Source organism: Sphingomonas sp., assembly GCF_036387535.1.
GTDB lineage: Bacteria > Pseudomonadota > Alphaproteobacteria > Sphingomonadales > Sphingomonadaceae > Sphingomonas_R.
Map to the genome: position 1 here is coordinate 1 of NZ_DASVTO010000079.1, position 23,932 is coordinate 23,932.

The window sequence follows — 23,932 nt, forward strand, 5'->3', positions numbered from 1 at the left end:
GCAGCGTGTGCGGCACGACATCGTCCGGCAACGCGTCCAGCAAGCGTCCCTCGCACCGCATCAGGAACAGCATCGGTCGGTAGCGGTCCCGGTCCAGATACCGGATCCAGTTCAGCACCACCTTTTCCGCGCCACCCGACCGAAAATGCGGCAGGAAGAAGCCGACGGTGCGACGACCCGGCATCACCGCGCCCGCCGTCCGGCGCGCCGCGCCACCAGCGCCGCGATCATCGGCCGAACCGTCGTCAGTTCCGGCAGGCGCAACAGCGCCGCGGTCGCGGCATAGCCCGCCAGCGTCGCCAGCCCGGTGGCGGCCAGTGTCGCCAGGCGCGCGATCAGCCCCTGCGCCGGCGGTCCCCAGATCAGGATCGCTGCGCCCGCGATCGCGCCCGCCCCGCCGCACAGCGCGATCCGGGCGAAATCGTGGTGCTGCGCGCCGATATCGAACAGCGGAAACCGCCGGACCGCCACGATCTGCGCCAATATCAAGGCCAGCAGGGTCGACACCGCCGCGCCCCACGCGACCCCCGCAACCCCGAACCGCGGCGCCGCCCACAGCAGCACCGCGACGCGGAACAGCAACCCGCCACCCGCGATCACGCCGATGTCGCGCAGACACGGCGCACGCGGATCGGCATAGATCGCCGAAGTGGTCGCGTTCAGCGGCGTCAGGAAAATGGCGGCGGCGGCATAGCCCGCAGTCGTCGCGGTCGCCATCCCGATCCCCTGCTCCCCGAACGCGCCATGGCCGAACAGGATGCGTACCATCAGGTCCGCGCCCAGGATCATGCCGAGCGACACCGGCAACTGCACGAACAGCCCCAGCCGCTGGAACCGCGCCAAGGCCGCCGACGTCACGGCCGGATCGCTGTTCCGGATCGCCCGCACCAGTTCGGGGTACAGGATCGTCGACAGCGTCGCCGTCACCAGCCCCGGAACCAGCGACACCAGCCGCGCGCCATATTCCAGCGCCGCGACGCTGCCGTCGGCCAATCGCGACGCCACCGCGAAATCCAGCAGCGACGTCGCCTGCATATAGGCGAACAGCAGGATCGCCGCGGCCACCCCGCCGCCCTGTTCCGGCATGGCCGGCGTCGGGATCGCGGTGGGGGCCGGCGGCGTCGCCCGCCTTTGCCGCACCAGCGGCCATGCCCCCGCGGCCAACGCGATCAGCCCGATCAGGCCGGCGGCCAGCATCGTCCAGGCTGCGGCAACGATCCCCAGCGGCGGGATCGCGACGATCAGCACCAGCACCAGGATCGCGCGCTGCAACAGGGTGGTGCTCTCGCTGGCCAGATAATGGCGGTTCGCCTGCAACGCCGCCATCAACACGGATGCGATCACCGCCACCGGCAACAAGGGCATCAGGATCGCCATCATCGTCGTCGCAAGGTCGCGGCGCACCCCCGCGAAACCCGGTGCGAACAGCCCGATCAGCGCCGCCGGAAACAGCATCCCCGCCAGCGTCAACATGATCAGGCCACCCAGGAACAGGAAGGTGCGCGGCGGCAATCCGCGCACCGACATCCCCTCCCCACGGTCGATCCGCGCAACGACGGTCGGCATCACGATCTGGCCGACCAGCTTGCGGATCGTATCGGCGAAACCGACCGTCGTCCGGCGCGCCATGAAGAACGCGTCCAGCTGCCCGCTCGCGCCGAACCGGTTGGCCAGCAACACCGACACGAGAAAACTGAGCAGGAAATCCGCACCGCGCAGGCCGCCGACGACGATCGCCGAATGCAACAGCCCCGGCCGCCGGCCCGCCCCGGCGACGGCGGTCACGCCCGCCCGCGCGGCGCGGGGCCCAGCGTTCCCTGATATCGGCCATAGCGCGTCCAGCGCATCCCGAGCAGATGATAATGCAGGACCTTCCGCCCGCACTCGCGGTACCCGAACCGATACTGGATCAGGTAGGAGGCACGGTTGACGACATCGACCACCCCGAACTGCCGCTCGATCCCCATCGACGCCAGCAGGCGCAGCACCTCGCGACACAGGGAAATGCCGACATTGGTCCGGCGTTGTGCCGGGTCGACCATCCAGCAATAATGATAGGCTTCCTTCGGACCGACGGCATAATGTTCGCGCGAAAGCGGGTCATGATGATCGTCCAGCGCAATCCAGGCGCAGCCGATCGCCACGCCGTTCCGCAACGCGAACACGCCGATCTTGCCCTGCGTCAGCATCGCCGCGAAATCGGCGGCGCGGTACGCCATCCACGCGCACAGCGGCGGTACCGCGTCGCCGGCGCGCAGCTCCGCGAAGCTCAGCCCGGTCCCGGTCTGGTCGTTCGGACCCAGCGGTCGCTGATCGGGGTGATATTCCACGATCACGCTGGTCGACCGGCGGAACACATGGTCCGACCACGCCTTGCGCAGAGTCGCGGTGACGCCGCGTTCGCGGATGCGGCGGGCAAGCCGCTGGACGGCGCCCACGCGCGGTTCAGCGGACGACATCGGCATGCTCCTTCGCTGCCGGACGCCGCCGCCCGGCGGTCAGCCGCCGCAACCGCGACATGCGGTAAGCTTGCCGCGCCGAAAACAGCAACACATGGTCCAACGGCCGGATCGCGCGGATCTGCATCGGCAACAGGATCCGGCGATGCGGCGCGAACGCGGTCTTGAACTGCGCCCGGCCGATTTCACCCGCGTCCACCGTCGCGCCCACCGGCATTCCGGCCAGGTCATATCCGACGCATCCCGCCGCCCGCGCGGCCCGCATCGCCGCCCACAACAAGGCATAGCTGCATCCCGTCGCCGCCTGTGCGTCGTCGGTGACCAGCGACAGCCAGATCGCCTCATCCGCCTGCCGCACGAACGCATGCCCGCCGATCGCCACGCCTTCGCGTTCGGCCAGCAGCATCGCGCCACCCCGATCGGCGATCAGCGCCGCCTGCCCGGCTGCATCGGGCAGGCCGGACATGTCGTAATCGGGGCGGTTGCGACGGAACAGGTCGATCAGCGCCTGATAGCGGGCGATGTCCGCCGCATCGGTCACGGCGCGTACCGTCACGCCCGCCTTCGCCGCCGCGCGGATCTGCCGCCGTCCGCGCTGCTTGAACCCGGCCAGGATGTCGGCTTCGGGCTTGTCGAGCCAGACGATCCCCGTCGCGACATGCAAGGGCTGGCGGCGCGGGGGCAGCGGCGCGAACCCCGCCTGGCGGATCGTCTCCGCCGCATGCGGCAGGTCGCGCCCCCGGATCCGCGGCGCCAGCTGCAGCGAACAGCAGCGTGCCCGGCGCAGATCGGCCACCAGCCGGTCCAGCACCGCGCCCAGCTTTGCCGGATCCTGCACCACCGGCCCACGCTGGACCGTCGCCAGCCACCGCCATGGCCCCAGCCAGGTTCGGCGGATCAGCGCCGTACCGATCACTTCCGCCCCGTCGCGACACAGGAAGATCAGCCAGTCCTTGTGCTTCGCGGCCGGCGCCGCCTGCGCCCAGGCGCGGCTCTGTTGATAGGCCGCAAACGGCCCCGTGCCGGCGAATGCGTCAAATGCCGCACCGGCATCGGCATCGCACAGCGATCGCAGGCAGCTCGTCCATTCGGTCATGCCCTGCTCATCCGTGCGTGCCGTTCACCAAAAAATCGTACTCAGCCTCTATTCGGGAAATAGCGGTGGAGCGTTACGGAGTGCTTAAGTGATCATGGAGGGCATGCCGGCAACGCCTTTTCACAACAGCGATGCCTGGTTCCGCGCGTGGCGCGATGCCTATATGCCTGCAACCGCACGGGAATATACATTGGACGGCATGACCTTGCTGTCCGAAGCCCGCCGGTTCGGGCCGATCCGCTTCCGCTGCCTGCGCAGTTTCACCAACCTTCATACCATCCGCCTGGATCTGCCGCCGGGTGCGTCCGGCCGACCCGCACCGTGCGCTGGCGACTGGGACAGTATCGAGATCGCCTATCTCCCGGCCGATTGCCCGCTGGTTGCCGCGGCGCGGTCCTGGGGCAGGCGGGTCCACTGCGATGTGTTCGCGCGCGCGCCCGTCACCGATTGCCGTCGCCCGTTCGCGTCGTGGCTGGCCGGACGCAGCAAACGGGATCGCAGGCGTTGGCTGAAGCTGGAACGCGATCTGATCGACGGCGCCGGCATGACTTTCGCCGTCGAACAGGACGGGTCCGATACGGTGCTGGCCGAGGTGCTGGCGCTGGAGGCCGCGGGCTGGAAAGGCCGCAACGGCAGCGCGATCCGCAACTCTGCGGCGGACACCCTGTTCTATACCCGCATCTGGCATGCGGCGGCGGCGGCGGGGAAACTCCGCGTCGCCACGCTCCGGCACCGGGGGCGGCTGGTCGCCTTCGAATATGGGCTGCTCGGCGGGGATCGCCTGTTCGTGCCAAAGGCGTCGTTCGACGAGGCGTGGGCGGCACAGTCGCCGGGCCACGTCCTGGCGATGCTTCACATCCGCGCCTGTTGCGACGATCCCGCGATCGGCTGTTACGACGTGCTGGGCAACGGGCTGACCCCGGCGGCGCACAAAATGCGCTTCGCCGATCGGCTCGACGATCTCTACCGCGTCCGCATCTACGGCGCCGGATGGCGGGGCACCCTGCTCTGGACGGTGGCCAGCGCGCGACGCGGTGCGAAGCGCCTGCGCGACCGCTGGCGGGCCGCGCGCGCGGTGGCGGCATGACCCGGAAGCAGGATCGTCGCCGCCGCGTGCGGAACTGGGCCGGCATGCTCCTTGCTGGTCTGTTGTCGGCGGGTGCAGCCTTCGCCTGGCTGCCGCTGCCGGCATGGCTCCCGCCCGCCATCCTGTTCACGACGCTGGCGATCGGCCATCGCTGGATGATCGCGCCGCCCGGTGTCGCGATCCTGACCTATCATGCCATCGCCGACGATCCCGCCTGGCTCCCCTGGGCGCAGGACATCGCTGTCGCGCCCGCCACCTTCGAACGCCACCTCGCCACGCTGCGCGCGATGGGCTGCACCCTGATCGGCACGCGCGCCTATCTGGATCATCCCGCGGATGCCCCGCCGCGCGGCGCCGTGATCCTCCATTTCGACGATGGCTATCTCGACAACTGGCTGCATGCGGTTCCCGCGCTCCGGCGGCATCGCTGCCCGGCCACCTTCTTCCCCTCGCTGGACTTCATCGCACCGGGCGACCGGCTGCGGGCGCCGGGCGGCGACGAGGCCGGCTATATGAACTGGGCGGAACTGCGTGCCATCGCGGCCGATCCGCTGTTTGAAATCGAACCGCACGGCATCGATCATGGCCGCGTTCCGATATCGGACGAGGCCGTCGACCGGCTGACCCCCGCCAACTGGCGCCGCCATGCCTGGATGATCTGGGATGCGACGCCGGGGCCGAAGCATGACTGGTTTCGCCCCGATCTGCCGACCGCGGTTCCGATCGGCGCCCCCGTGCCACGATCCGCGCTGGCACTGGCGGCGCGTCGCTGGCGCCCCGACGGCACCGAGCCGCAGGACGCGCTGGAGGCGCGGATCGCGACCACGCTCGCCACCTGCCGGGATCGGTTCCGCGATCGGCTCGGCTACGCCCCGACCATCTTCTGCTGGCCCGAAAACAAGGTGGGGCCGGAGGGGCGCCGTATCGCCCCGACCCTTGGCTACCGCGCGACCACGGGCGGCACCGGGCGGAACGCACCCGACGAATCCCGCGCCATCCTGTCGCGGATCCATATCGACGATCGTGCGATCGGCCTGCGCTGGCTGCCGGCGGAGGCCCTCTATCTTCGCGCCTCGGTCCGCCTCGTCCAGGGCAATCATTACTGGTACCTGCTGCTCGCGCCCATGACGGCACTGCGCAAACTGGTGATGAAGGCCCGACGGATATAGTGTGACCACACTATTGATGGTTATCGCGCCATCAACCCACAATGATCACTGTCCGGTTCCTGTCTTGTGACCATGGTCATCCCTGACGACGGGATATCCAGGGATGAGATGACATGGTGGATCTTGATCCGGACACGGATATCGGCGCACAGGACCAGGATCTGATCCCGTCTCTGGTCGAACCGATCACGATCGAACGGCGTCGCGATCTTCCGCGTCGCGTGCGCTTCGAATGCGATATCCGCGGCGTGCCGCTCGCGCTCGAACATCAACGGCTCAGCTACGCCCGTCATATGAAACCACTGCTCGACCGCGTCCTTGCCCTGATCCTGCTGGTGGTGCTCCTGCCCGCGCTGATCCTGATCGCCCTCGCGATCAAGCTGTGCGACGGCGGCCCGATCTTCTTCCTGCAACACCGCACCGGCTATCTCGGCCGCCGCTTCCGCATGGTCAAGTTCCGCACCATGGTGGTGAATGCGGAGGCGCTGAAGGCGACGTTGCTCCACCGCAATCTGCACGGCACCGCGTCCCCGGATTTCAAGGTGGCGAATGATCCGCGCATCACGCGCATCGGCGGTTTCCTGCGCCGGACCAGCCTGGACGAACTGCCCAACATCTGGAACATCGTGGTCGGCGACATGTCGTTCGTCGGTCCGCGGCCCACCTCGTTCGACGCCACCACCTATGAAATGCGGCATCTCCCGCGGCTCGCCGCCCGTCCCGGCCTGACCGGCGTATGGCAGGTATCGGGCCGGGCGCATGTCGGCTTCGATGAACGCAGCGCGATGGACATCACCTATATCCACAGCGTTTCGGCGCCGCAGGATCTGTCGCTGCTCGTCCGGACGGTATCGGCCGTGCGCCGCGCGGACGGCGCGCACTGACGCGCCGTCCGCGGCGTTCGGGATCAGCGGACCGCCCGCCGCTGCAACGCGACCCGGTCGATGTAGAGCGTCACCGGAACAGCGTTGGAATTGGCGGTCACCCCGATCTGGATACGGTCGATATGCGGATCGCCACCGGGGAACAGCGTCGCACCCTCGGCCGACAGCACCTCCTGCCCGTCCAGCGTCACCCGCGTCGCACCCCCTGCCCCCGCATCCAGCCGCACGGTCCACAGCACATGGTGCCAGCGGTCGTGCGCCAGGGCCAGCGCATCGTCCCGGACCCAGGCATGTGCGATCCCGATCTTCGACCGATCGATGCGCAGGCGCCCGCGCCGCAGGTACAGCCGGATGCCCGGATTGCCGCCTTCGCCACACGTCGCGCATTCCAGGTCGACCAGCTGGATCGAATCCAGCGGGGTCGCGGCGGGCACATACAGGTCGAACGCGATCGACACGATGCTCCCTCGCCCCACGGGCAAGGTGCGCGCGATCAGCGCCGCCTTCGCCACGACGTCGCCGCGTTTGGGCCCTGCCACCGCACGCAGCGCCAGCCCGGGCCGGCCCGGTGCCGCGATCGTCGCGACGCCGCCTGCCACCTCTTGCCGCACGGCCCAGATCGCGCCGGCACAGCCGCCCACGCACAGCCCGCGATCGAAATCGTCCACGAACGGCCCGTCCCCGCGCAGCAACGGTCCGGATGGACGCGCCGCGCCGAACGCTGCGCCGACCAGTGCCAGTCCGGCGACGCCGGCCACGATGCCCCACGCGCGGCGCGTCATGCCACCGCCGCCTGCTTCTGCGGCGTCCATTGCGCATAGCGTCGCCCCGCCAGGAACAACAGCACGCCCGCGCCCAGCCCCGCCAGATGCAGCGCCGCGCCATATCCGGGCGCCAGCCGGCGCGGCAGCCAGGCCGGGCGCAACGCCCCGACCGTGCCCAGCACGGCCAGCCCCGACAGCATCAGGAAAACCGGGGCCCAGATCAGCACCCCCCGCAGGGTCAGCAGCGCCGCCAGCACCCACAGCGGCAGCAGCAGCAACGGCGCCACCCGCCGCGCCAGCTTGTGCAGGATCAGCCCGACCGCATAACATCCCGTCCGGCGTGGGTTCATCAGCGCGCGCCGCCGCCACAACGCGGTCATCCCGCGCACCGTGATCCGCACCCGCCGCCGCCAGTTCTGCCGACTGCCGCCGATGCTCTCTTCGTGCACGCGCGCCATCGCGGCAAAGGCGATCCGCTGCCCCGCCGCCACCGCCGCCGTGCTGATATAGAAATCGTCCGTCGCATCCGGCACGACCACCGGCATCAGCGCCGCGCGGATCGCGAACAATCCGCCATCAGCCGAAACGCATCCGAACAGCCGGTTTTCCGCCGCCCGCACCGCGGACTCATAACGGCGATAGGCCATGTCGAACGCCGCGAACCGCCCCGCCGCCCGCGCGGCATGGCGGATCGTCTCGACCTTTCCGGCCACCGCGCCGACATCCGGATCGGCCAGCGGCGCGATCACTGCCGGCAACGTCTCCGCATCGAACAGCGGATCGGCATCGGTGAACACGAAGATCTCGCCCACCGCCAATGTCGCCAGCCGGTTCAACGCCGCCGCCTTGCCGCCGCGCGCCAGCCGGACCAGCCGGACCCCGCAATCGCCGAATCCCGCCACAATTGCCGCAGTCGCATCGCTCGACCCGTCGTCCGCCACCAGGATCTCGGCCGCGCCCGGCCATGCCGATGTCGCTGCGATCACGCTGCGCAGCTTTGCCGCCAATACTGCCGCTTCGTTATAGGCGCAGATCAGGATCGAAATCGACGGCGGCGGGACCGCGGCGGGCGCGACCCGGTCCGGCACCATCCGCGCGATCAGGATGATCGCCACCGGATAGCCCGCAAACACGGCGAACAGGACGGCGACGATCGCGATGGCGGCCAACTGCATCCCGGACTCCGAAGCTAGGGTGTCGCGTTAGCCCGCAATGCTGTGAAAATCCTTAAGGCCTGCGGCGCCAGGGCCATTCGATCACCCGCCCCGCAAACAGCGCCCACCAGACGATCACGGGCTGGAACGCCAGCCGCGGGCCATGATACCACCAGCCGAGCCGGCCGCCGCCGATCGCCACGCCGTCCACCGCATGCTTGATATTGGCCGGGTAGACGCAGACCGCATAGGCGGCCAGCATCACCCCGGCCGCATAGCGCCAGCGCCGGGTCGCCAGCGCGACCGCGCCCGCAATCTCGCACAGGCCCGTCACCAGGATCACCTGCGCCGGATACGGCACCCAGCCGGGCATGATCGGCAGGAACGTGCCAGGCGTCCGCAGATGCGCGATCCCGACGAACAGATAGGCGACGACCAGCATCCAGCGCAGCACCGATCGTATCCGGTCGACCGACCGATGGTTGCCGTCTCGATCGGAACCTGCAACGGACATCCTGCTACCCTTTTTCCGGAGACCCACCATGGTCGCTTATGTCGTCCTGACGCGTGAGAATACGACCGACCAGTCCGAACTCGATCTCTATGCCGAACTGGCGCCCGCCGCCCGCACCGGTCACCCGGTCACCACCCGCGCCCGCTACGGCACGATCGACATGCTGGAAGGTGACCCGGTCGAAGGCGCGGTGATCCTGGAGTTTCCGACCATGGCCGCTGCCCGCGCCTGGTATGACAGCCCGCTCTATCAGGCCGCCGCCGCCCACCGCCATGCCGGTGGCGCCTACCGCGCCTTCATCATCGAAGGCGTCTGACCCGCTACAGCGCCGCCCAATCGATCGGCCCGTCCCTGGCGATCGTCCGGGACAGGTCGGGCATGGGGTATTTCAGCCCCGTCGCGCAATTGAACAGCAGCACGCGCTCCTCGGCGGACACCAGCCCCGCCGACCGCGCCTTGTCATAGGCGGCCAGGGTCGCGCCACCCTCGGGGCACAGCAGCAGCCCCTCGATGCGGCCCACCCGGTCGACCGCCTCCAGGATCGCGGCGTCGGACACGGTAATGCCGAACCCGCCGCTTGCCCGCACCGCGTCCAGGATCAGGAAATCGCCCACCGCCTGCGGGACGCGGATGCCCGCCGCCACCGTGTGCGAATCTTCCCAGCGGGTCGCATGCCGCGCGCCCTGTTCGAACGCGCGCACGATCGGGGCGCATCCTTCCGCCTGCACCGCCACCATCCGCGGCCGTTCCGATCCGATGAAGCCGATCGCTTCCAGTTCGTCGAACGCCTTCCACATCCCGATCAACCCGGTCCCGCCGCCGGTGGGGTAGAAGATGACATCCGGCAGCACCCAGCCGAGCTGTTCGGCCAGCTCCAGCCCCATCGTCTTCTTGCCTTCGATCCGGTACGGCTCCTTCAGCGTCGACAGGTCGAACCAGCCGCGTTCCTTCGTGCCCTGCCCCACCAGCTTTCCGCAATCGTCGATCAGCCCGTCGACGCGGTAGACGCGCGCGCCCTGTGCCGCGATTTCGCGGACATTGATCTCCGGCGTGTCGGCCGGGCAGAAGATCACCGCTTCGATCCCGCAGCGCGCGGCATAGGCCGCCGCCGCCGCGCCGGCATTGCCGTTGGTCGGCATCGCGATCGTCTGCACGCCCAGCGCCTTCGCCATGCTGATCGCCATCACCAGCCCGCGCGCCTTGAACGACCCGGTCGGCAACCGCCCTTCGTCCTTCACCAGCAGCGCCGCCGCGCCGCTCGCCCGCGCGATCTTGTCCAGCGGCACGATCGGCGTCATCGTCTCGCCCAGGCTGACGATATCGGCCGCGCGCCGCACCGGCAGCAGTTCGCGGTACCGCCACAGGTCCGCCGGCCGCGCCACCAGCGCCGCCTTGCTCAGAGACCCCGCCACGCCGTCCAGGTCATAGCGCACCAGCAACGGCCGCCCGACGTTCGACAGACCATGCAGCCGGTCCGCCTCGAACCGTTCGCCCGTCATCGAACATTCCAGATGCGTGACGAAGGTCGGCCGCTCGGTCGTCAGATTGTCGTCGTGCATCATCGGATCGTCATCCTCGTGCCGGGTCGCCTGCAGGTCAGGCCCCGGTCGAACGATCCAGACCCGATCGCGGCTCCACGCGCAACCGCGATCAGCCCGCCTGCTCCTCCGGCAGCAATTCGGTGTCGATCTGCGCCTGCATCGCGGGGGCGTAGCGGACGCCGGCAATCGCACCGGGCGCATAGATCGCGTCGATTGCCGCGAACAGCGCATCATCGACGGGCATCGTCGCGGCGGCGACATTCTCCTCCAGATGCCGGATGCTCCGCGTACCCGGGATCGCGACGATATGATCGCCCCGCGCCAGCACCCAGCCGAGCGCCAGCTGGCCGGGGGTCCGTCCTGCGGCTTCGGCCAATGCCTGAAACCGTGCGAACATGCCGAGATTATGCGCCAGGTTCGCCCCGGTGAAGCGGGGCATCATCGCGCGGATGTCGCCGGCGGCATAGGCATCGTCGGTCACCCCACCCGCCAGCATGCCGCGCGCCAGCGGGGAAAAGGCGACGAAGGCCGTCCCCTGTGCCCGACACGCGTCCAGCACCGCAATTTCGGCATTGCGCACCATCGGCGAATATTCGGTCTGCATCGCGGCGATCGGATGCACGGCCTGCGCACGGCGCAGCGTATCGGCCGACATTTCGGACAGTCCGATCGCCCCGATCTTGCCCGCCTCCTTCGCCCGGACCAGCGCGCCGACCGACTCCTCGATCGGTACATCGGGGTCCAGCCGGTGCATGTAATACAGGTCGATATGCTCGGTGCCGAGCCGCACCAGCGCGGCGTCCAGCGTCCGGGCGATCGCCGCCGGGCTGCCGTCCAGCACCCGCTTCCCATCGACCAGGTCGAGCACGCATTTGCTGGCCAGCGTGAATTCGGCGCGCCGGTGCATCACCGTCCGCCCGATCAGCGCCTCGTTGCTGCCGCCACCATATAGCGCGGCGGTATCCAGAAACGTCACGCCCAGATCGAGCGCACGGTTGAGCAGCGCCGCCGCATCGGCTTCGGACGGCGGCGTGCCATAGGCATGGCTCAGGTTCATGCAGCCCAGGCCGATCGCCGATACGGTATAGGGTCCGATCCGGCGCGTCGGCATGGTCATAAGGGCAATCCCACGTAATTTTCGGCGATGGCGGTCCGCATCGCATCCGATGTCGCGATATAGTCCAGTTCGGCCACCTGCATACGGCGCTCGAACGCGCCGTCCTCCGGAAACCGGTGCATCAGCTTGGTCAGGTACCAGCTGAACCGCTCCGCCTTCCACACCCGCGCCAGCGCCTTCGCGCCATAACCCGCCAGCGCAGCCTGATCGCCGCTTTTGTACCAGCCGATCAGCGCATCGGACAGATAGGCGACGTCCGACGACGCCAGGTTCAGCCCCTTCGCCCCCGTCGGCGGCACGATATGCGCGGCATCGCCCGCCAGGAACAGGCGGCCATGCTGCATCGGTTCGGACACGAACGACCGCAACGGGGCGATCGATTTTTCCAGCGCCGGCCCGCGCACCACGCGCTTGCCCGCATCGTCGCCGATGCGAAGGCACAACTCGTCCCAGAACCGATCGTCGGACCAGTCCTCCACCGACTCGTCGAGCCCGACCTGCACATAATAGCGGCTGCGCGTCGGCGACCGCATCGATGCCAGCGCGAACCCGCGATCATGGCTGGCATAGATCAGTTCATGGTCGCAGGGCGGCACGTCCGCCAGCATCCCCAGCCAGCCGAACGGATAGGCCCGTTCGAAGATCTTGCGCACGCCGTCCGGCAACGCCGCCCGCGCCGCGCCGTGAAACCCGTCGCACCCTGCGACGAAATCGCATTCCAGCCGCTGATGATCGCCATGCACGATCACCGGGCGATCCCCATCGATCCCCTCGATCGCCAGCACCGGGCTTTCCCACAGGATCGGCACGTCGCGCGCTGCGGCCGCTTCGATCAGGTCGCGGGTCACCTCGGTCTGGCCATAGACCGTCACATGCTTCCCGGTCAGTCCCGCCACGTCGATGCGGATCAGGCGATCGCCGTCCGCCAGCGCGAACCCGCCATGCTGCATTCCCTCCGCATCCAGCCGCGTCACGATGTCCAGTCGCCGCAACAGATCGGTGGTCGTGCGTTCCAGCACGCCCGCCCGGATCCGTTCCAGCACGCGGGCCTGCGTCTGCCGCTCCACCACGACGGTGTCGATCCCCTCCGCCTTCAACAGATGGGCCAGCAGCAATCCGGCCGGCCCCGCGCCGACGATCCCGACCTGCGTCTTCATGACCGCAACTGTCGGTCGAGCTGGTCCAGGATGCGGTAGCAGGGCAGGACCTGCGCCACGCTGGAATTGGGTTCGCGGCGCTCGCGGATCGCGGCGATGAATTCGCGATCCTGCAACTCGATCCCGTTCGAAGACACCGCCACGCCCGCCAGATCGACGGCCTCCTCGCGCCCGGTGACCAGATCGTCATAGCGCGCGATCCACGTCCCGTTGTCGCAGATGTAGCGGAAAAAGGTGCCGAGCGGCCCGTCATTGTTGAACGACAGCGACAGCGTGCAGATCGCCCCGCTGTCCGCCTTCAACTGGATCGACATGTCCATCGCGATCCCCAGTTCCGGGTGGATCGGCCCCTGGACGGCATGGGCCTGCACGATCGGCCCGGCCTGATAGGCGAACAGGTCGACCGTGTGCGCGGCATGATGCCACAACAGATGGTCGGTCCAGCTGCGCGCCTCGCCCTTCGCGTTCATGTTCTTGCGGCGAAAGAAATAGGTCTGCACATCCATCTGCTGGACCTGCGCTTCACCGCTCGCGAACTTGCGGTGCAGATAATGATGCGACGGATTGAACCGGCGGGTATGCCCCACCATGCAGGTCAGACCGGTGGCCTGTTGCTTGGCCAGCACCGCCTCGGCGTCCGCCAGGCTGTCGGCCAGCGGGATCTCCACCTGCACATGCTTGCCGGCGTCCATGCACTGGATTGCCTGTGCGGCATGCATCTGCGTCGGGGTACACAGGATCACCGCATCGACCTCCGGCAGGGCGAGCGCCTCGGCCAGGTCGGTACAGGCATGGCGGATGCCATATTTTGCCGCGGTGGCCTGTGTCGGCTCCAGCCGCCGGCCGACCAGGCTGACCACCTCCACCCCGTCGATCAGCTTCAGACCGTCGAGATGCTTTTCCCCGAATGCGCCGGCCCCGGCGAGAGCGATTTTCATGATGAAACTCCGAAGAAGGACAGGATCAGCGAACCGGTTCGAGCACGATATGCCCGACCGCCGTGTTGCTGGCGGGAACATGATAATGGCGGTGCAGTTCGCGCACATTGGCACCCAGCGCGCCGCGCATGATCAGCCACATGACCATTTCGATCCCTTCCGATCCGGTCTCGCGCAGATATTCGATATGCGGGATCGTGCGCAGCCGGTCCGGGTCGGCGGTCAGGTCGTCCAGGAACCGGGTATCCCACGCCTTGTTGATCAGGCCGGCGCGGGGCCCCTGCAACTGGTGGCTCATGCCGCCGGTGCCCCAGATCTGGACGTTGATATCCTCGGGATAGCTTGCGATCGCCCGCCCGATCGCCTCGCCCAGCGCATAGCAGCGATTGCCGGTCGGGGGCGGATAGGTGACGACGTTCACCGCGATCGGGACCACCTTCACCGGCCACGCATCCGGTTGGCCGAACATCATCGACAACGGCACGGTCAGGCCATGATCGACATCCATCTTGCTGATCATCGTCAGGTCGAATTCGTCGAGGATGCAGCTCTGCGCGATGTGCCATGCCAGGTCGGCATCGCCCATCACGTCCGGCACCGGCCGCGGGCCCCAGCCTTCGTCGGCGGACGTGTACCGGTCGGCGCAACCGATCGCGAAGGTCGGAATGATGTTCATGTCGAACGCCGATGCATGGTCGTTGTAGACCAGCACGATCACGTCCGGCTTCTGGTCGCTCTCCCATGTCCGGGTCCAGTCGTATCCGGCGAAACAGCGGGTCCAATAGTCCTCGGCGGTGCGGCCATTGTCGATCGCCGCACCCAATGCCGGGATATGGCTGCTGCCGATGCCGGCGGTCAAACGCGCCATTATTTGCCTTCCTTCTTGGATCGTACGCCGTCGGGGGATCGCCCACCCGCCAGCATCATCGCCTGATATGCCTCGGCGCTCATCCCGGTCATCGTGCCGACCGCCTGCAGGAAACTGATTCCGTCGGTGAAGAACAGCTTGGCGAGGAAGTAGATGTTTCCGCCTTCGTCCAGCGCGGCGTTATAGTCGCGGGTCAGCACCGCCTGCTTCTGCGCCTCCGTCATCGGCCATTCGTCCAGATAGGCGCGCTCGTCCGCCTTGAACCGCGCGCGGTTCTCCGCCTTCATCAGGCTCATCGCGAACTGGTTCAGATGATATCCCTTACGCGCACGCGCCGCGGTGAACACCCGTGTACCCGGAATATCCTCCAGCTCCGACAGATAGGCGTGGATGTCCTGCGTATCGCTCATGCTGGCATGCTCTCGTCGGCGTTGCGGATCATGCGCTGAATGAAGGTCATAGTCCGCGCGCCTTCAGCCTGGCATCCAGCCGCGGGAACACGCGCCGGGCATTGCCTTCGAAAATCGCGTGCTTCGCCGCCGCGTCGATCGGCAGCGCATCGACATAGCGCTTGGTATCATCGAAATAATGGCCGGTCTGCGGATCGATCCCGCGCACCGCGCCCACCATCTCGCTCCCGAACAGGATATTCTTGGTCTCGATCACCTCCGCCAGCAGGTCGATGCCCGGCTGGTGATAGACGCAGGTGTCGAAATAGACATTGTTCATCACATGCGTGTCGAGCCCGGGCTGCTTCAGCATGTCCGCCAACCCGCGATACCGCCCCCAATGATAGGGCACGGCCCCGCCGCCATGCGGGATGATGAAGCGCAGCGTCGGAAAATCCTTGAACAGGTCGCCCTGGATCAGCTGCATGAACGCGATCGTGTCGGCGGCGATGTAGAAGGCGCCGGTCGCGTGCAGGCCGGGATTGCAGGATCCCGACACATGCACCATCGCCGGCACGTCCAATTCGACCATCTTTTCGTAAAATGGATACCAGAAGCGATCGGTCAGCGACGGCGCGGTGAAATGTCCGCCGCCCGGATCGGGGTTCAGGTTGCACCCGATGAACCCGCGTTCGGTGACGCAGCGCTCCAGCTCGGCGATCGATCCTGCCAGGTCCGCCTTGGGCGATTGCGGCAGCATGCACACGCCGACGAACGTCTCGGGATACAGGTCGCACACCCGCGCGACCAGATCGTTCGACACCCGCGCCCAGGCCAGGCTGACGCCCTCGTCCCCGACATGATGCGCCATCGTCGACGCACGCGGGCTGAAGATGGTCATGTCCGCACCGCGCTCCTTCAACAGGCGCAGCTGATTGGTCTCGATCGTCTCGCGGATCTCGTCGTCGGAAATCGCCGGATAGGCCGGGGCTGCCTCGCCTGCCTTGAACGCCGCCTTCTGCGCGTCGCGCCACGCATCATGCTGCGGCGGCGCGGTGGTGTAATGGCCGTGACAATCGATGATCAGGGTCATGCGTATCTCTCCTGTTCGCGCTCCGGCGCGTGCGACATCGCCGCTGCGCTTGCCGCGGATTCCCTGCTTTCGGGGCCATGCGCATGGCCCGCGCCCACCGCCCGCAGCTTGGCGTCCAGTCCCGGGGCGGGCACCAGGGCCAGCGCGCCGACCGCGCGTTGCCGCGCCACCGTTCCGCGCGTCATCGCCGATCCGGTACCCAGCACGTCCAGCGTCTTGACCACTTCTTCCATCTCGGCCGCGCGGCGTAGCCCGTGCACCATCATCCGGTCCAGATTATAGTCCGCCTTCGCCGCCCAGTCGGTTCCGGGCCAGCTCGCATCCAGCGATGCCGCAACCTCGTCCAGCACGCCGGCCGCCTCCGCCGCCAGGAAACATTCGGTGGTCAGCGCCTCCAGCCCCTTCACCATCACCGATCGGATCATCTTCACCGACGATGCCGCGCCCACGGGGCCGTCCAGCACCCGCGCCCGGGTAAAGCCCGCCGTCGCCAGGGCCACCCGCGCCGCGGCCGCATGCGGTCCTGCGATCAGCAACGGCACGGCACGGCCCGCGGGGTCTACCGGCGCCATCACCGCGACATCGACATAGCGTCCGCCCGCCGCCATGATGATCGCGGCGGCGGCGCGCTTGGTATCCGGCGCCACCGAATTCAGGTCGCAGAACAGCGCGCCGGGCGTGATCGCCGCCGCCGCCGCGCGTGCCGCCGCCAGCGCCTGGTCCGCGGTGACCAGCGACAGGATCAGCGTCGCGCCCGCCACCGCCGCGTCGCTGCTGTCCGCGCCGGTGACGCCACGCGCGGCATAATCGTCCCGCTTCGCCTGCGCCGTTTCTGCCAGGTCGGTCTTGCGATCATAGGCGACCCCGCCGCGCAGGCCGGCCGCAAACGCCATGCCCGCCTCGCCGAACCCGATATAGGCCAATCGCTGAACGCCGTCCTCCACCATGGCACCGGACTGGCCCGATCGGCATCGCACCGCAAATCCAATGGCCGGTGGCGCTATTCGTTTTCTGGAACTCTGGTCGATCGGACCGCTTCGTGGATGCAGGCGATGAACGCGCGCTGCGCCTGCGTCGGGCGCCAGTCCGCGCGCGTCGTGATGCCGATCGTGCGCACGCCATGATCCAGCGGTCCGCCGATCGCGGTCAGGATTCCGGTCCGTACCTCCAGCGCGATCTGGTCCGGCGACAGCAGGGTCAACAGGTCGCTGTCGCGCAGCAGCCCGCGGATCACCATCACCGATCCGCAGACGATCGGCGCCGCCGGCGGCGGTTGCCCAGCGAACATCGCATCCCACTGCGCGCGCAGCGGCGTCCCCGGCTGCCCGACGATCCAGCCATAGTCCGCCAGGGCTGCCAGCTTCGGCGTGGGGCCCGTCGTCAGCGGGTGCCCCGCGCGCCCGACCACCGTCAGCCGGTCCTCGAACAAGGGTTGCTGCACCAGACCCGCAGGCGCCGGATCGCGCAACGCGCCCAGCATCAGGTCGATGACCCCGTCGCGCAGCGGCTCCACCAGATCACGCCACGCCCCCTCGAACACCTCGATCGCGACCGGATGCCCCGTGCGCAGGAACCGGTCCAACGCCCGCGGCAGCACCAGCGCGCGTGACAACGGCATCGCGCCGATCGCCAGCCGCGCCGGCTGCCCCCCGTCACCCGCCAGTTCGCTCAGGCCCGCGGCGATCTCCGCCGCGGCCAGCCGCAATCCGCGCGCCAGCCGCCGCCCCGCGGTCGACAATGCGACTCCCCGCCCCCGCCGCTCGACCAGCACGACACCGCAAATCTGCTCCAGGTCGCGCACCGCCCGGTGCAAGGCCGGTTGCGACAGACCGGTCGCCCCCGCCGCGTCGACGAAGCTGCCTGCGTCGGCCAGGCTCAGGAACGCGTACATCTGCGTCGACGTCATCAGATGCTCGGGCCGCCCGAACCCGCGCGCCGACGGTCGGCCGGCGTTGCGCCCCGCGCCGGCCAGTTGCGTGAACGCGGCATCGACCCGGTCGATCAGCATCCGGCCGGCATCGGTCGGGATCATCCCGTCGCTCCGGCGCACGAACAGCGTCGTGCCGATCCGCCGCTCCAGCTTGGCAAGACCCTGCGTCAATGCCGGCTGCGACAGGCTGACCGCCGCCGCCGCCGCGCTCATGCTGCCATGCGCCGCGATCGCCGACAGCGCGCGCAGGTGGCGCAGGTTGAGGTCGAAGGCGGAAAGCATCCCACGCATTTAGCAAAAACTTATCGCGGGACCAGCATATGGATTGGGTCATTTCGTCGCCAGCCACCATGCCCCACGACAGCAGGCCCGTTGCAGCAGGAGAGTGGAACATGGCTGGACTTGTACGCACCGGCATCGCCCGCGCCGACGCGGCGGTGATCGACGGATTGGCCCATGCCGGCGTGGCGACGGTGCATGAGGCGCAGGGCCGGATCGGGCTGCTCGCCAGCCGGCTGCGCCCGATCTATCCGGGCGCGCGGATCGCCGGCTCGGCGGTCACCATCTCGGCCCCGCCGGGCGACAACTGGATGATCCATGTCGCGATCGAACAGCTGGGCGACGGCGACATCCTGGTCCTGGCGCCGACATCGCCGTGCGACGATGGCTATTTCGGCGATCTGCTTGCAACCTCTGCCATGGCGCGCGGCTGTCGCGGGCTGGTGATCGACGCCGGTGTCCGCGACGTGCGCGATCTGACGCAGATGGGCTTTCCGGTCTGGTCGAAGGCGATCTTCGCGCAGGGTACGATCAAGGGAACCCTGGGCTCGGTCAACGTGCCGATCGTCTGCGCGGACGCGCTGATCGAACCGGGCGACGTGATCGTTGCCGACGACGATGGGGTCTGCGTCGTCCGGCGTGCCGACGCCCCCGACATCCTCGCAAAGGCGCAGGCGCGCGAAGCCGCCGAGGAAGGAAAGCGCCAGCGGCTGGCCGCCGGGGAACTCGGGCTCGACATCTACGACATGCGCGGCTCGCTAGCCGCACTCGGGCTCCGCTATGAATAAGGGCGTGCGCTGCATGTGGATGCGCGGCGGCACGTCGAAGGGGGCGATGCTCCTCGCCGAAGACCTGCCGACCGACCCGGCCGAGCGTGATGCCGTCCTGCTCCGCATCATGGGCTCGCCCGATCCGCGCCAGATTGACGGCATGGGCGGCGCCGATCCGCTGACGTCCAAGGTGGCGGTGGTGTCCGCCTCCACCCGCGACGGCGTCGATGTCGATTATCTGTTCCTTCAGGTCTTCGTGGATCAGGCGATCGTGTCCGACAGCCAGAATTGCGGCAACATGCTGGCGGCGGTCGGCCCGTTCGCCATCGAACGCGGCCTTGTCGCCCCGACTGGCGACGAAACCCGCGTCACGATCTTCATGGACAATACCGGGCAGTCCGCGGTCGCGACGGTGCAGACACCCGGCGGCACCCCCAGCTATGCCGGCGATGCGCGCATCGACGGTGTACCGGGCACCGCCGCGCCGGTCCCCCTGCAATTCCGCGACACCGCCGGCTCCTCCTGCGGCGCGCTCCTCCCGACCGGCAACGCCGCGGATCGGATCGACGGCGTCGCCTGCACGCTGATCGACAACGGCATGCCCTGCGTGGTGTTCAGGGCGACGGCGGTCGGCGTGACCGGATATGAGGATCGCGACACGCTCGATTCGGACACCGCGCTGAAGGCCCGGATCGAATCGATCCGGCTGCAGGCCGGCCCGATGATGAACCTGGGCGACGTGACGACCAAATCGGTGCCGAAGATGATGCTGGTCGCCGAACCGGCGCATGGTGGTGCCGTAACCGTGCGCAGCTTCATTCCGCACCGCGCGCATGCCACGATCGGCGTGCTCGGCGCGGTCAGCGTCGCGACCGCCTGCCTGATCCCGGGATCGCCCGCCGCCGATGTCGCGACCATTCCCGCCGGGCCTCGCAAGACGCTTTCGGTGGAACATCCGACCGGGGAAATGACCTGCGTTCTCGACACCGACGACGATGATCAGGTGACCAGCGCCGCATTGCTGCGCACCGCGCGCAAATTGATGGATGGAGAGGTTTTCGCATGACCGCCACCGATACCGACCGGATCCGCAGCTGGGACGACGCCCCGTCCCGACCCACGTTCACGCCACCGCCAGGCGCGGTCGACGCACATTGCCATGTCTTCGGTCCGATGGACGCCTTTCCGTTCAGTGCGAAGGCAAAGTATCTGCCGCAGGATGCGACGCCCGACATGCTGTTCGCGTTGCGCGATCGACTGGGTTTCGCTCGCAACGTCATTGTCCAGGCGAGCTGCCATGGTACCGACAATGCCGCGACGCTGGATGCGATCGCGCGCTCCGGTGGCAAGGCGCGGGGTGTGGCGGTGGTCGATCCCGGCATCGGCGCGGACGAACTGACGGCGCTCCACGCGGGTGGCATTCGCGGTATCCGGTTCAACTTCCTGAAACGGCTGGTGGATGACGCGCCCAAGGATCGCTTTCTGGACGTCGCCGCGCGGCTGCCCGCCGGCTGGCACGTCGTCGTCTATTTCGAAGCCGATATCCTCGCGGAACTCCGCCCCTTCCTGGATGCGATTCCCGTGCCGCTGGTGATCGATCACATGGGCCGCCCGGACGTGACACAGGGCCCCGACGGCGCCGACATGCGCGCCTTCCGCGCCCTGCTCGACAGCCGGCCCGACATCTGGTTCAAGGCGACCTGCCCGGATCGGCTCGACCCCGCCGGGCCACCTTGGGATGATTTCGCCCGGGCCGTGGCGCCGCTGGTCGCGGACTATCCCGATCGCGTGCTATGGGGCACCGATTGGCCGCACCCCAATATGCAGGATGCGATCCCCGACGACGGCGCGCTGGTCGACATCATCCCCCGCATCGCCCCGACCACCGACCTCCAGCACCGCCTGCTCGTCGCCAATCCGATGCGGCTCTACTGGCCGGACGAGGTGGCATCGTAGCGAAAGGGTCGGAGGTCAGTCCGCCAGCCGCCGGAACAGCGCGGCATAGCGCTTGGCCGGCGCAGACCAGCTGACGTCCGTGTCCATGGCGTTCGCCTGCATCTGCTGCCACGGCGCGCCGTCCGCGAACAACTGCCCGGCCTGCGCCAGCGCGGCGCGCAGGGCGGCCAGCGACGCCGGTGGAAACTGGATGCCGGTCGCCGCCCCGCGATCGATCGCGACCGGGTTGGCGTGGATCACCGTATCCGCCAGGCCCCCGACCCACGCCACGATCGGGACCGCGCCATAGCGCAGCGCACACAGCTGGGTCAGCCCGCATGGTTCGAACCGCGACGGCACCAGCAGCGCGTCGGCCCCGGCCTGGATGCCATGGGCCAGATCCTCGTCATAGCCGATCCGGCATCCGATCCGGTCCGGATGCCGCGCCGCCGACAGCAGGAACGCATCCTCCAGCACCGCATCCCCGCTGCCCAGCAACGCCAATTGGCCACCGGCCGCCAGCAGGTCGGGCAGCGCCGCCAGGATCAGGTCGATCCCCTTCTGGTCGGTAAGCCGGCTGACGACCCCGATCAGCAGGGCGTCCGCATCCTCTGCCAGTCCGAACACGCGCTGCACCGCGGCCTTGTTTGCCGCCCGCCGTGCGATCGTCGCTGCATCGAATGTCTGCGCGATCCGCGGATCGGTCGCCGGATTCCACACGTAGGTGTCAATCCCGTTCAGGATGCCGGTCACGTCCGCCGCCCGGCCGGACAACAACCCGTCCAGCCCCATCCCGCCGGCGACGGTCATGATCTCGGTCGCATAGGTCGGCGACACCGTGGTGATATGGTCGGCGAACAGGATGCCCGCCTTCAGATAGCCGATGTCGCCATAATATTCGACGCCGTCCAGGGCATAGGCCGCCGCCGGCAACCCGATCTCGCCCAACCGATACGCGGGAAACCGCCCCTGGAACGCCAGATTGTGGATGGTGAGCACCACCGGTGGGTGCGGCACCCGGCCATAATGGAGGTACGCCGGCACCAGCGCCGCCTGCCAGTCATGGACCTGCACGACATCGGGCACATAATCGGCGATCGCACCGACCGCGATGTCGGCCGCGATCCGCGCCAGTGCCGCGAACCGCGCCGCATTGTCGGGCCAGTCCTGCCCGTCTGACGCCAGGTAGGGATTGCCCGGCCGGTCGTAGAGATGCGCCGCGTCCAGCACCAGCAGGTCGATCCCCGCCGCCGTCCCGCGCCACACCGTCGCCGCGCCACCCATCAGCATGGGGCGATCGAGCACCGCCACCCTGTCCTGCAACGCCGCCAGCACGGCGGGATAGCCCGGCACCAGCGTGGTGACGCGCACGCCCTCCCCGGCCAGCGCTGCCGGCAGGGCGCCGGCGACGTCGGCCAGTCCGCCGGTCTTCACCAGCGGATAGAGTTCCGACGCCACCGACAACAGCTGCAGGTCGATCATGCCTTCAGCGCTTCGATCATCTCGCAGGTGATCAGGCAGATTCCGTTCTCGGTCCGGCGGAACCGCCGCGCATCCTCCTCCGGATCCTCGCCCACCACCAGGCCTTCGGGGATCACCACCCCGCGGTCGACGATCACATTCTTCAGCCGCACCGATCGACCGACCTCTACGCGCGGCATGATCACCGCATTCTCGATCGACGTGAAACTGTTCACGCGTACGCCCGTGAACAGCAACGAATGGCGCAGCGTCGCGCCCGACACGATGCAGTCGCCCGACACCAGCGACGAGATCGCCTCGCCCCGTCGTCCGTCCTCGTCATGCACGAACTTGGCCGGCGCCGTCATTTCGGCATAGGTCCAGATCGGCCATTCGCGATCATACAGGTTCAGGTCCGGCAGGGTATTGGTCAGGTCGATATTCGCCGCGAAATAGGCGTCCAGCGTCCCGACGTCGCGCCAGTATGGTTCGGAGGTCGCCTCCGTCCGCAGCGCCGACCGGCTGAAATGATGCGCATGGGCCTTGCCGTCGCGGACCAGCGCGGGGATCACGTCCTTGCCGAAATCATGCGATGAATTGGGGTCGGCCGCATCTTCGGCCAGCCGGTCGAACAGATATTCGGTATCGAACACATAGATACCCATGCTTGCCAGCGCCTGGTCCGGACGACCGGGCATTGCCGGCGGATCGGCGGGCTTCTCCAGGAAATCGATGATCCGGTCCTGCTCGTCGACATGCATCACGCCGAATGCGCTCGCCTCCATCCGCGGCACCTCGACGCAGCCGACCGTCACCGTTGCCCCGCTGTTGCAATGCTGTTCCAGCATCACGCCGTAATCCTGTTTGTAGACATGGTCCCCGGCCAGGATCAGGATATATTTGGGGGCATAGCTGCGGATGATGTCGATGTTCTGATACACGGCATCGGCCGTACCCTGATACCAGCTGTCTTCGGACACGCGCTGGCTTGCCGGCATGATGTCGAAACTTTCGTTCCGCTCCGGCCGGAAAAACGTCCAGCCATATTGCAGGTGGCGGATCAGGCTGTGCGCCTTGTACTGCGTCGCGACCGCGATCCTCGGAATGCCCGAATTGAGCGCATTCGACAGCGCGAAATCGATGATCCGGGTCTTGCCGCCAAAGAACACCGCCGGCTTCGCACGGCGATCGGTCAATTCCATCAACCGGCTGCCGCGCCCGCCGGCCAGCACGAACGCCATCGCCTGTCGCGTCACCAATCCCCGTAAGGTCGCACCCTGCCCCGCCGCCATTGCATCCTCCGTCCTGACTTCGTGACCGGTAGCGG

At 68.1% G+C, this 23,932-nt stretch carries 24 protein-coding genes and 1 pseudogene; 7 read left to right on the plus strand and 18 right to left on the minus strand.

Features of this window, described 5'->3' with window-relative positions; all coding sequences use genetic code 11:
- The 4 genes and pseudogenes from VF649_RS07055 to VF649_RS07070 all read right to left on the minus strand — a co-directional run.
- Positions 1 to 184 (minus strand): annotated as a pseudogene (locus tag VF649_RS07055) (hypothetical protein); the annotation flags it as partial.
- Positions 184 to 1,785: a murein biosynthesis integral membrane protein MurJ gene (murJ, locus tag VF649_RS07060; RefSeq protein WP_331011255.1), complete on the minus strand. Its 1,602-nt coding sequence runs from the start codon at positions 1,783 to 1,785 to the stop codon at positions 184 to 186. The pseudogene VF649_RS07055 and the gene murJ, both read right to left, overlap by 1 nt.
- Positions 1,782 to 2,459: a GNAT family N-acetyltransferase gene (locus tag VF649_RS07065; RefSeq protein ID WP_331011256.1), complete on the minus strand. Its 678-nt coding sequence runs from the start codon at positions 2,457 to 2,459 to the stop codon at positions 1,782 to 1,784. The genes murJ and VF649_RS07065 overlap by 4 nt, the downstream gene beginning before the upstream one ends.
- Complete coding sequence (locus VF649_RS07070; protein WP_331011257.1) at positions 2,446 to 3,555, minus strand: GNAT family N-acetyltransferase; 1,110 nt, start codon at positions 3,553 to 3,555, stop codon at positions 2,446 to 2,448. The genes VF649_RS07065 and VF649_RS07070 overlap by 14 nt, the downstream gene beginning before the upstream one ends.
- Positions 3,556 to 3,658: 103 nt before the next feature.
- Between VF649_RS07070 and VF649_RS07075 the strand changes: the two genes are divergently transcribed.
- The 3 genes from VF649_RS07075 to VF649_RS07085 all read left to right on the plus strand — a co-directional run bounded on the left by VF649_RS07075 (position 3,659) and on the right by VF649_RS07085 (position 6,695).
- Positions 3,659 to 4,642 carry a GNAT family N-acetyltransferase gene (locus tag VF649_RS07075; RefSeq protein WP_331011258.1) on the plus strand — a complete coding sequence of 328 codons (984 nt, stop codon included), beginning with the start codon at positions 3,659 to 3,661 and terminating at the stop codon, positions 4,640 to 4,642.
- Positions 4,639 to 5,811 carry a polysaccharide deacetylase family protein gene (locus tag VF649_RS07080; RefSeq protein WP_331011259.1) on the plus strand — a complete coding sequence of 391 codons (1,173 nt, stop codon included), beginning with the start codon at positions 4,639 to 4,641 and terminating at the stop codon, positions 5,809 to 5,811. Before VF649_RS07075 ends, VF649_RS07080 begins: the two co-directional genes overlap by 4 nt.
- A gap of 116 nt (positions 5,812 to 5,927) precedes the next feature.
- The gene (locus VF649_RS07085; RefSeq protein WP_331011260.1) at positions 5,928 to 6,695 is read left to right on the plus strand and encodes a sugar transferase; all 768 of its coding nucleotides are present in this window, start codon (positions 5,928 to 5,930) and stop codon (positions 6,693 to 6,695) included.
- 23 nt (positions 6,696 to 6,718) lie between these two features.
- Here the strand turns inward: VF649_RS07085 and VF649_RS07090 are convergent, their stop codons facing one another.
- The 3 genes from VF649_RS07090 to VF649_RS07100 are packed head-to-tail and all read right to left on the minus strand — an operon-like array spanning position 6,719 to position 9,127.
- A complete protein-coding gene (locus VF649_RS07090) occupies positions 6,719 to 7,477 on the minus strand; it encodes a LamG-like jellyroll fold domain-containing protein (protein WP_331011261.1) in 759 nt (252 codons plus the stop codon).
- Complete coding sequence (locus VF649_RS07095; RefSeq protein ID WP_331011262.1) at positions 7,474 to 8,634, minus strand: glycosyltransferase; 1,161 nt, start codon at positions 8,632 to 8,634, stop codon at positions 7,474 to 7,476. Before VF649_RS07095 ends, VF649_RS07090 begins: the two co-directional genes overlap by 4 nt.
- A 52-nt stretch (positions 8,635 to 8,686) precedes the next feature.
- The gene (locus VF649_RS07100) at positions 8,687 to 9,127 is read right to left on the minus strand and encodes a hypothetical protein (RefSeq protein WP_331011263.1); all 441 of its coding nucleotides are present in this window, start codon (positions 9,125 to 9,127) and stop codon (positions 8,687 to 8,689) included.
- Positions 9,128 to 9,155: 28 nt separating this feature from the next.
- On the opposite strand from VF649_RS07100, the gene VF649_RS07105 reads away from it, so the two are divergent.
- Complete coding sequence (locus VF649_RS07105; RefSeq protein WP_331011264.1) at positions 9,156 to 9,443, plus strand: DUF1330 domain-containing protein; 288 nt, start codon at positions 9,156 to 9,158, stop codon at positions 9,441 to 9,443.
- A 4-nt stretch (positions 9,444 to 9,447) separates the two neighbouring features.
- Here the strand turns inward: VF649_RS07105 and VF649_RS07110 are convergent, their stop codons facing one another.
- The 9 genes from VF649_RS07110 to VF649_RS07150 all read right to left on the minus strand — a co-directional run bounded on the left by VF649_RS07110 (position 9,448) and on the right by VF649_RS07150 (position 18,442).
- Entirely contained in the window at positions 9,448 to 10,689 is a 1,242-nt protein-coding gene (locus VF649_RS07110) for a threonine synthase (RefSeq protein ID WP_331011265.1), read from the minus strand.
- 88 nt (positions 10,690 to 10,777) lie between these two features.
- A complete protein-coding gene (locus VF649_RS07115) occupies positions 10,778 to 11,785 on the minus strand; it encodes an aldo/keto reductase (protein WP_331011266.1) in 1,008 nt (335 codons plus the stop codon).
- On the minus strand, positions 11,782 to 12,942 hold the full coding sequence (pobA, locus tag VF649_RS07120; protein WP_331011267.1) for a 4-hydroxybenzoate 3-monooxygenase: 1,161 nt from the start codon (positions 12,940 to 12,942) through the stop codon (positions 11,782 to 11,784). Before pobA ends, VF649_RS07115 begins: the two co-directional genes overlap by 4 nt.
- Positions 12,939 to 13,880 (minus strand): Gfo/Idh/MocA family oxidoreductase, encoded by a 942-nt coding sequence (locus tag VF649_RS07125; RefSeq protein ID WP_331011268.1) that lies wholly within the window; start codon positions 13,878 to 13,880, stop codon positions 12,939 to 12,941. Before VF649_RS07125 ends, pobA begins: the two co-directional genes overlap by 4 nt.
- A gap of 25 nt (positions 13,881 to 13,905) precedes the next feature.
- Positions 13,906 to 14,748 (minus strand): class III extradiol dioxygenase subunit beta, encoded by an 843-nt coding sequence (locus VF649_RS07130; protein WP_331011269.1) that lies wholly within the window; start codon positions 14,746 to 14,748, stop codon positions 13,906 to 13,908.
- Positions 14,748 to 15,158: a protocatechuate 4,5-dioxygenase subunit alpha gene (gene ligA, locus VF649_RS07135; protein ID WP_331011270.1), complete on the minus strand. Its 411-nt coding sequence runs from the start codon at positions 15,156 to 15,158 to the stop codon at positions 14,748 to 14,750. The genes VF649_RS07130 and ligA overlap by 1 nt, the downstream gene beginning before the upstream one ends.
- A 46-nt stretch (positions 15,159 to 15,204) precedes the next feature.
- Complete coding sequence (locus VF649_RS07140) at positions 15,205 to 16,230, minus strand: amidohydrolase family protein (protein WP_331011271.1); 1,026 nt, start codon at positions 16,228 to 16,230, stop codon at positions 15,205 to 15,207.
- Entirely contained in the window at positions 16,227 to 17,177 is a 951-nt protein-coding gene (locus VF649_RS07145) for an NAD(P)-dependent oxidoreductase (RefSeq protein WP_331011298.1), read from the minus strand. The genes VF649_RS07140 and VF649_RS07145 overlap by 4 nt, the downstream gene beginning before the upstream one ends.
- A 53-nt stretch (positions 17,178 to 17,230) precedes the next feature.
- Positions 17,231 to 18,442: a LysR family transcriptional regulator gene (locus VF649_RS07150; protein WP_331011272.1), complete on the minus strand. Its 1,212-nt coding sequence runs from the start codon at positions 18,440 to 18,442 to the stop codon at positions 17,231 to 17,233.
- Positions 18,443 to 18,552: 110 nt separating this feature from the next.
- Between VF649_RS07150 and VF649_RS07155 the strand changes: the two genes are divergently transcribed.
- From VF649_RS07155 to VF649_RS07165, 3 genes are read left to right on the plus strand one after another with little or no spacing between them, the layout of a single operon-like run.
- The gene (locus VF649_RS07155; protein WP_331011273.1) at positions 18,553 to 19,227 is read left to right on the plus strand and encodes a 4-carboxy-4-hydroxy-2-oxoadipate aldolase/oxaloacetate decarboxylase; all 675 of its coding nucleotides are present in this window, start codon (positions 18,553 to 18,555) and stop codon (positions 19,225 to 19,227) included.
- 13 nt (positions 19,228 to 19,240) lie between these two features.
- Entirely contained in the window at positions 19,241 to 20,275 is a 1,035-nt protein-coding gene (locus VF649_RS07160) for a 4-oxalomesaconate tautomerase (RefSeq protein WP_414713646.1), read from the plus strand.
- Complete coding sequence (locus VF649_RS07165; protein ID WP_331011275.1) at positions 20,272 to 21,165, plus strand: amidohydrolase family protein; 894 nt, start codon at positions 20,272 to 20,274, stop codon at positions 21,163 to 21,165. The genes VF649_RS07160 and VF649_RS07165 overlap by 4 nt, the downstream gene beginning before the upstream one ends.
- Positions 21,166 to 21,180: 15 nt before the next feature.
- Here the strand turns inward: VF649_RS07165 and glgA are convergent, their stop codons facing one another.
- Both glgA and glgC read right to left on the minus strand, forming a co-directional pair.
- Positions 21,181 to 22,623: a glycogen synthase GlgA gene (glgA, locus tag VF649_RS07170; RefSeq protein WP_331011299.1), complete on the minus strand. Its 1,443-nt coding sequence runs from the start codon at positions 22,621 to 22,623 to the stop codon at positions 21,181 to 21,183.
- Entirely contained in the window at positions 22,623 to 23,897 is a 1,275-nt protein-coding gene (glgC, locus tag VF649_RS07175; protein WP_331011276.1) for a glucose-1-phosphate adenylyltransferase, read from the minus strand. The genes glgA and glgC overlap by 1 nt, the downstream gene beginning before the upstream one ends.
- Between the last annotated feature and the right edge of the window lie 35 nt (positions 23,898 to 23,932).

What these genes read in the sequence shown, in the direction of transcription:
- VF649_RS07065 (WP_331011256.1), bottom strand. Translation starts at nt 2,459, where the DNA reads ATGTCGTCCGCTGAACCGCGCGTGGGCGCCGTCCAGCGGCTTGCCCGC.
- VF649_RS07070 (WP_331011257.1), bottom strand. Translation starts at nt 3,555, where the DNA reads ATGACCGAATGGACGAGCTGCCTGCGATCGCTGTGCGATGCCGATGCC.
- VF649_RS07075 (WP_331011258.1), top strand. Translation starts at nt 3,659, where the DNA reads ATGCCGGCAACGCCTTTTCACAACAGCGATGCCTGGTTCCGCGCGTGG.
- VF649_RS07080 (WP_331011259.1), top strand. Translation starts at nt 4,639, where the DNA reads ATGACCCGGAAGCAGGATCGTCGCCGCCGCGTGCGGAACTGGGCCGGC.
- VF649_RS07090 (WP_331011261.1), bottom strand. Translation starts at nt 7,477, where the DNA reads ATGACGCGCCGCGCGTGGGGCATCGTGGCCGGCGTCGCCGGACTGGCA.
- VF649_RS07095 (WP_331011262.1), bottom strand. Translation starts at nt 8,634, where the DNA reads ATGCAGTTGGCCGCCATCGCGATCGTCGCCGTCCTGTTCGCCGTGTTT.
- VF649_RS07100 (WP_331011263.1), bottom strand. Translation starts at nt 9,127, where the DNA reads ATGTCCGTTGCAGGTTCCGATCGAGACGGCAACCATCGGTCGGTCGAC.
- VF649_RS07105 (WP_331011264.1), top strand. Translation starts at nt 9,156, where the DNA reads ATGGTCGCTTATGTCGTCCTGACGCGTGAGAATACGACCGACCAGTCC.
- VF649_RS07110 (WP_331011265.1), bottom strand. Translation starts at nt 10,689, where the DNA reads ATGATGCACGACGACAATCTGACGACCGAGCGGCCGACCTTCGTCACG.
- VF649_RS07115 (WP_331011266.1), bottom strand. Translation starts at nt 11,785, where the DNA reads ATGACCATGCCGACGCGCCGGATCGGACCCTATACCGTATCGGCGATC.
- pobA (WP_331011267.1), bottom strand. Translation starts at nt 12,942, where the DNA reads ATGAAGACGCAGGTCGGGATCGTCGGCGCGGGGCCGGCCGGATTGCTG.
- VF649_RS07125 (WP_331011268.1), bottom strand. Translation starts at nt 13,880, where the DNA reads ATGAAAATCGCTCTCGCCGGGGCCGGCGCATTCGGGGAAAAGCATCTC.
- VF649_RS07130 (WP_331011269.1), bottom strand. Translation starts at nt 14,748, where the DNA reads ATGGCGCGTTTGACCGCCGGCATCGGCAGCAGCCATATCCCGGCATTG.
- ligA (WP_331011270.1), bottom strand. Translation starts at nt 15,158, where the DNA reads ATGAGCGATACGCAGGACATCCACGCCTATCTGTCGGAGCTGGAGGAT.
- VF649_RS07140 (WP_331011271.1), bottom strand. Translation starts at nt 16,230, where the DNA reads ATGACCCTGATCATCGATTGTCACGGCCATTACACCACCGCGCCGCCG.
- VF649_RS07145 (WP_331011298.1), bottom strand. Translation starts at nt 17,177, where the DNA reads ATGGTGGAGGACGGCGTTCAGCGATTGGCCTATATCGGGTTCGGCGAG.
- VF649_RS07150 (WP_331011272.1), bottom strand. Translation starts at nt 18,442, where the DNA reads ATGCTTTCCGCCTTCGACCTCAACCTGCGCCACCTGCGCGCGCTGTCG.
- VF649_RS07155 (WP_331011273.1), top strand. Translation starts at nt 18,553, where the DNA reads ATGGCTGGACTTGTACGCACCGGCATCGCCCGCGCCGACGCGGCGGTG.
- VF649_RS07160 (WP_414713646.1), top strand. Translation starts at nt 19,241, where the DNA reads ATGTGGATGCGCGGCGGCACGTCGAAGGGGGCGATGCTCCTCGCCGAA.
- VF649_RS07165 (WP_331011275.1), top strand. Translation starts at nt 20,272, where the DNA reads ATGACCGCCACCGATACCGACCGGATCCGCAGCTGGGACGACGCCCCG.
- glgC (WP_331011276.1), bottom strand. Translation starts at nt 23,897, where the DNA reads ATGGCGGCGGGGCAGGGTGCGACCTTACGGGGATTGGTGACGCGACAG.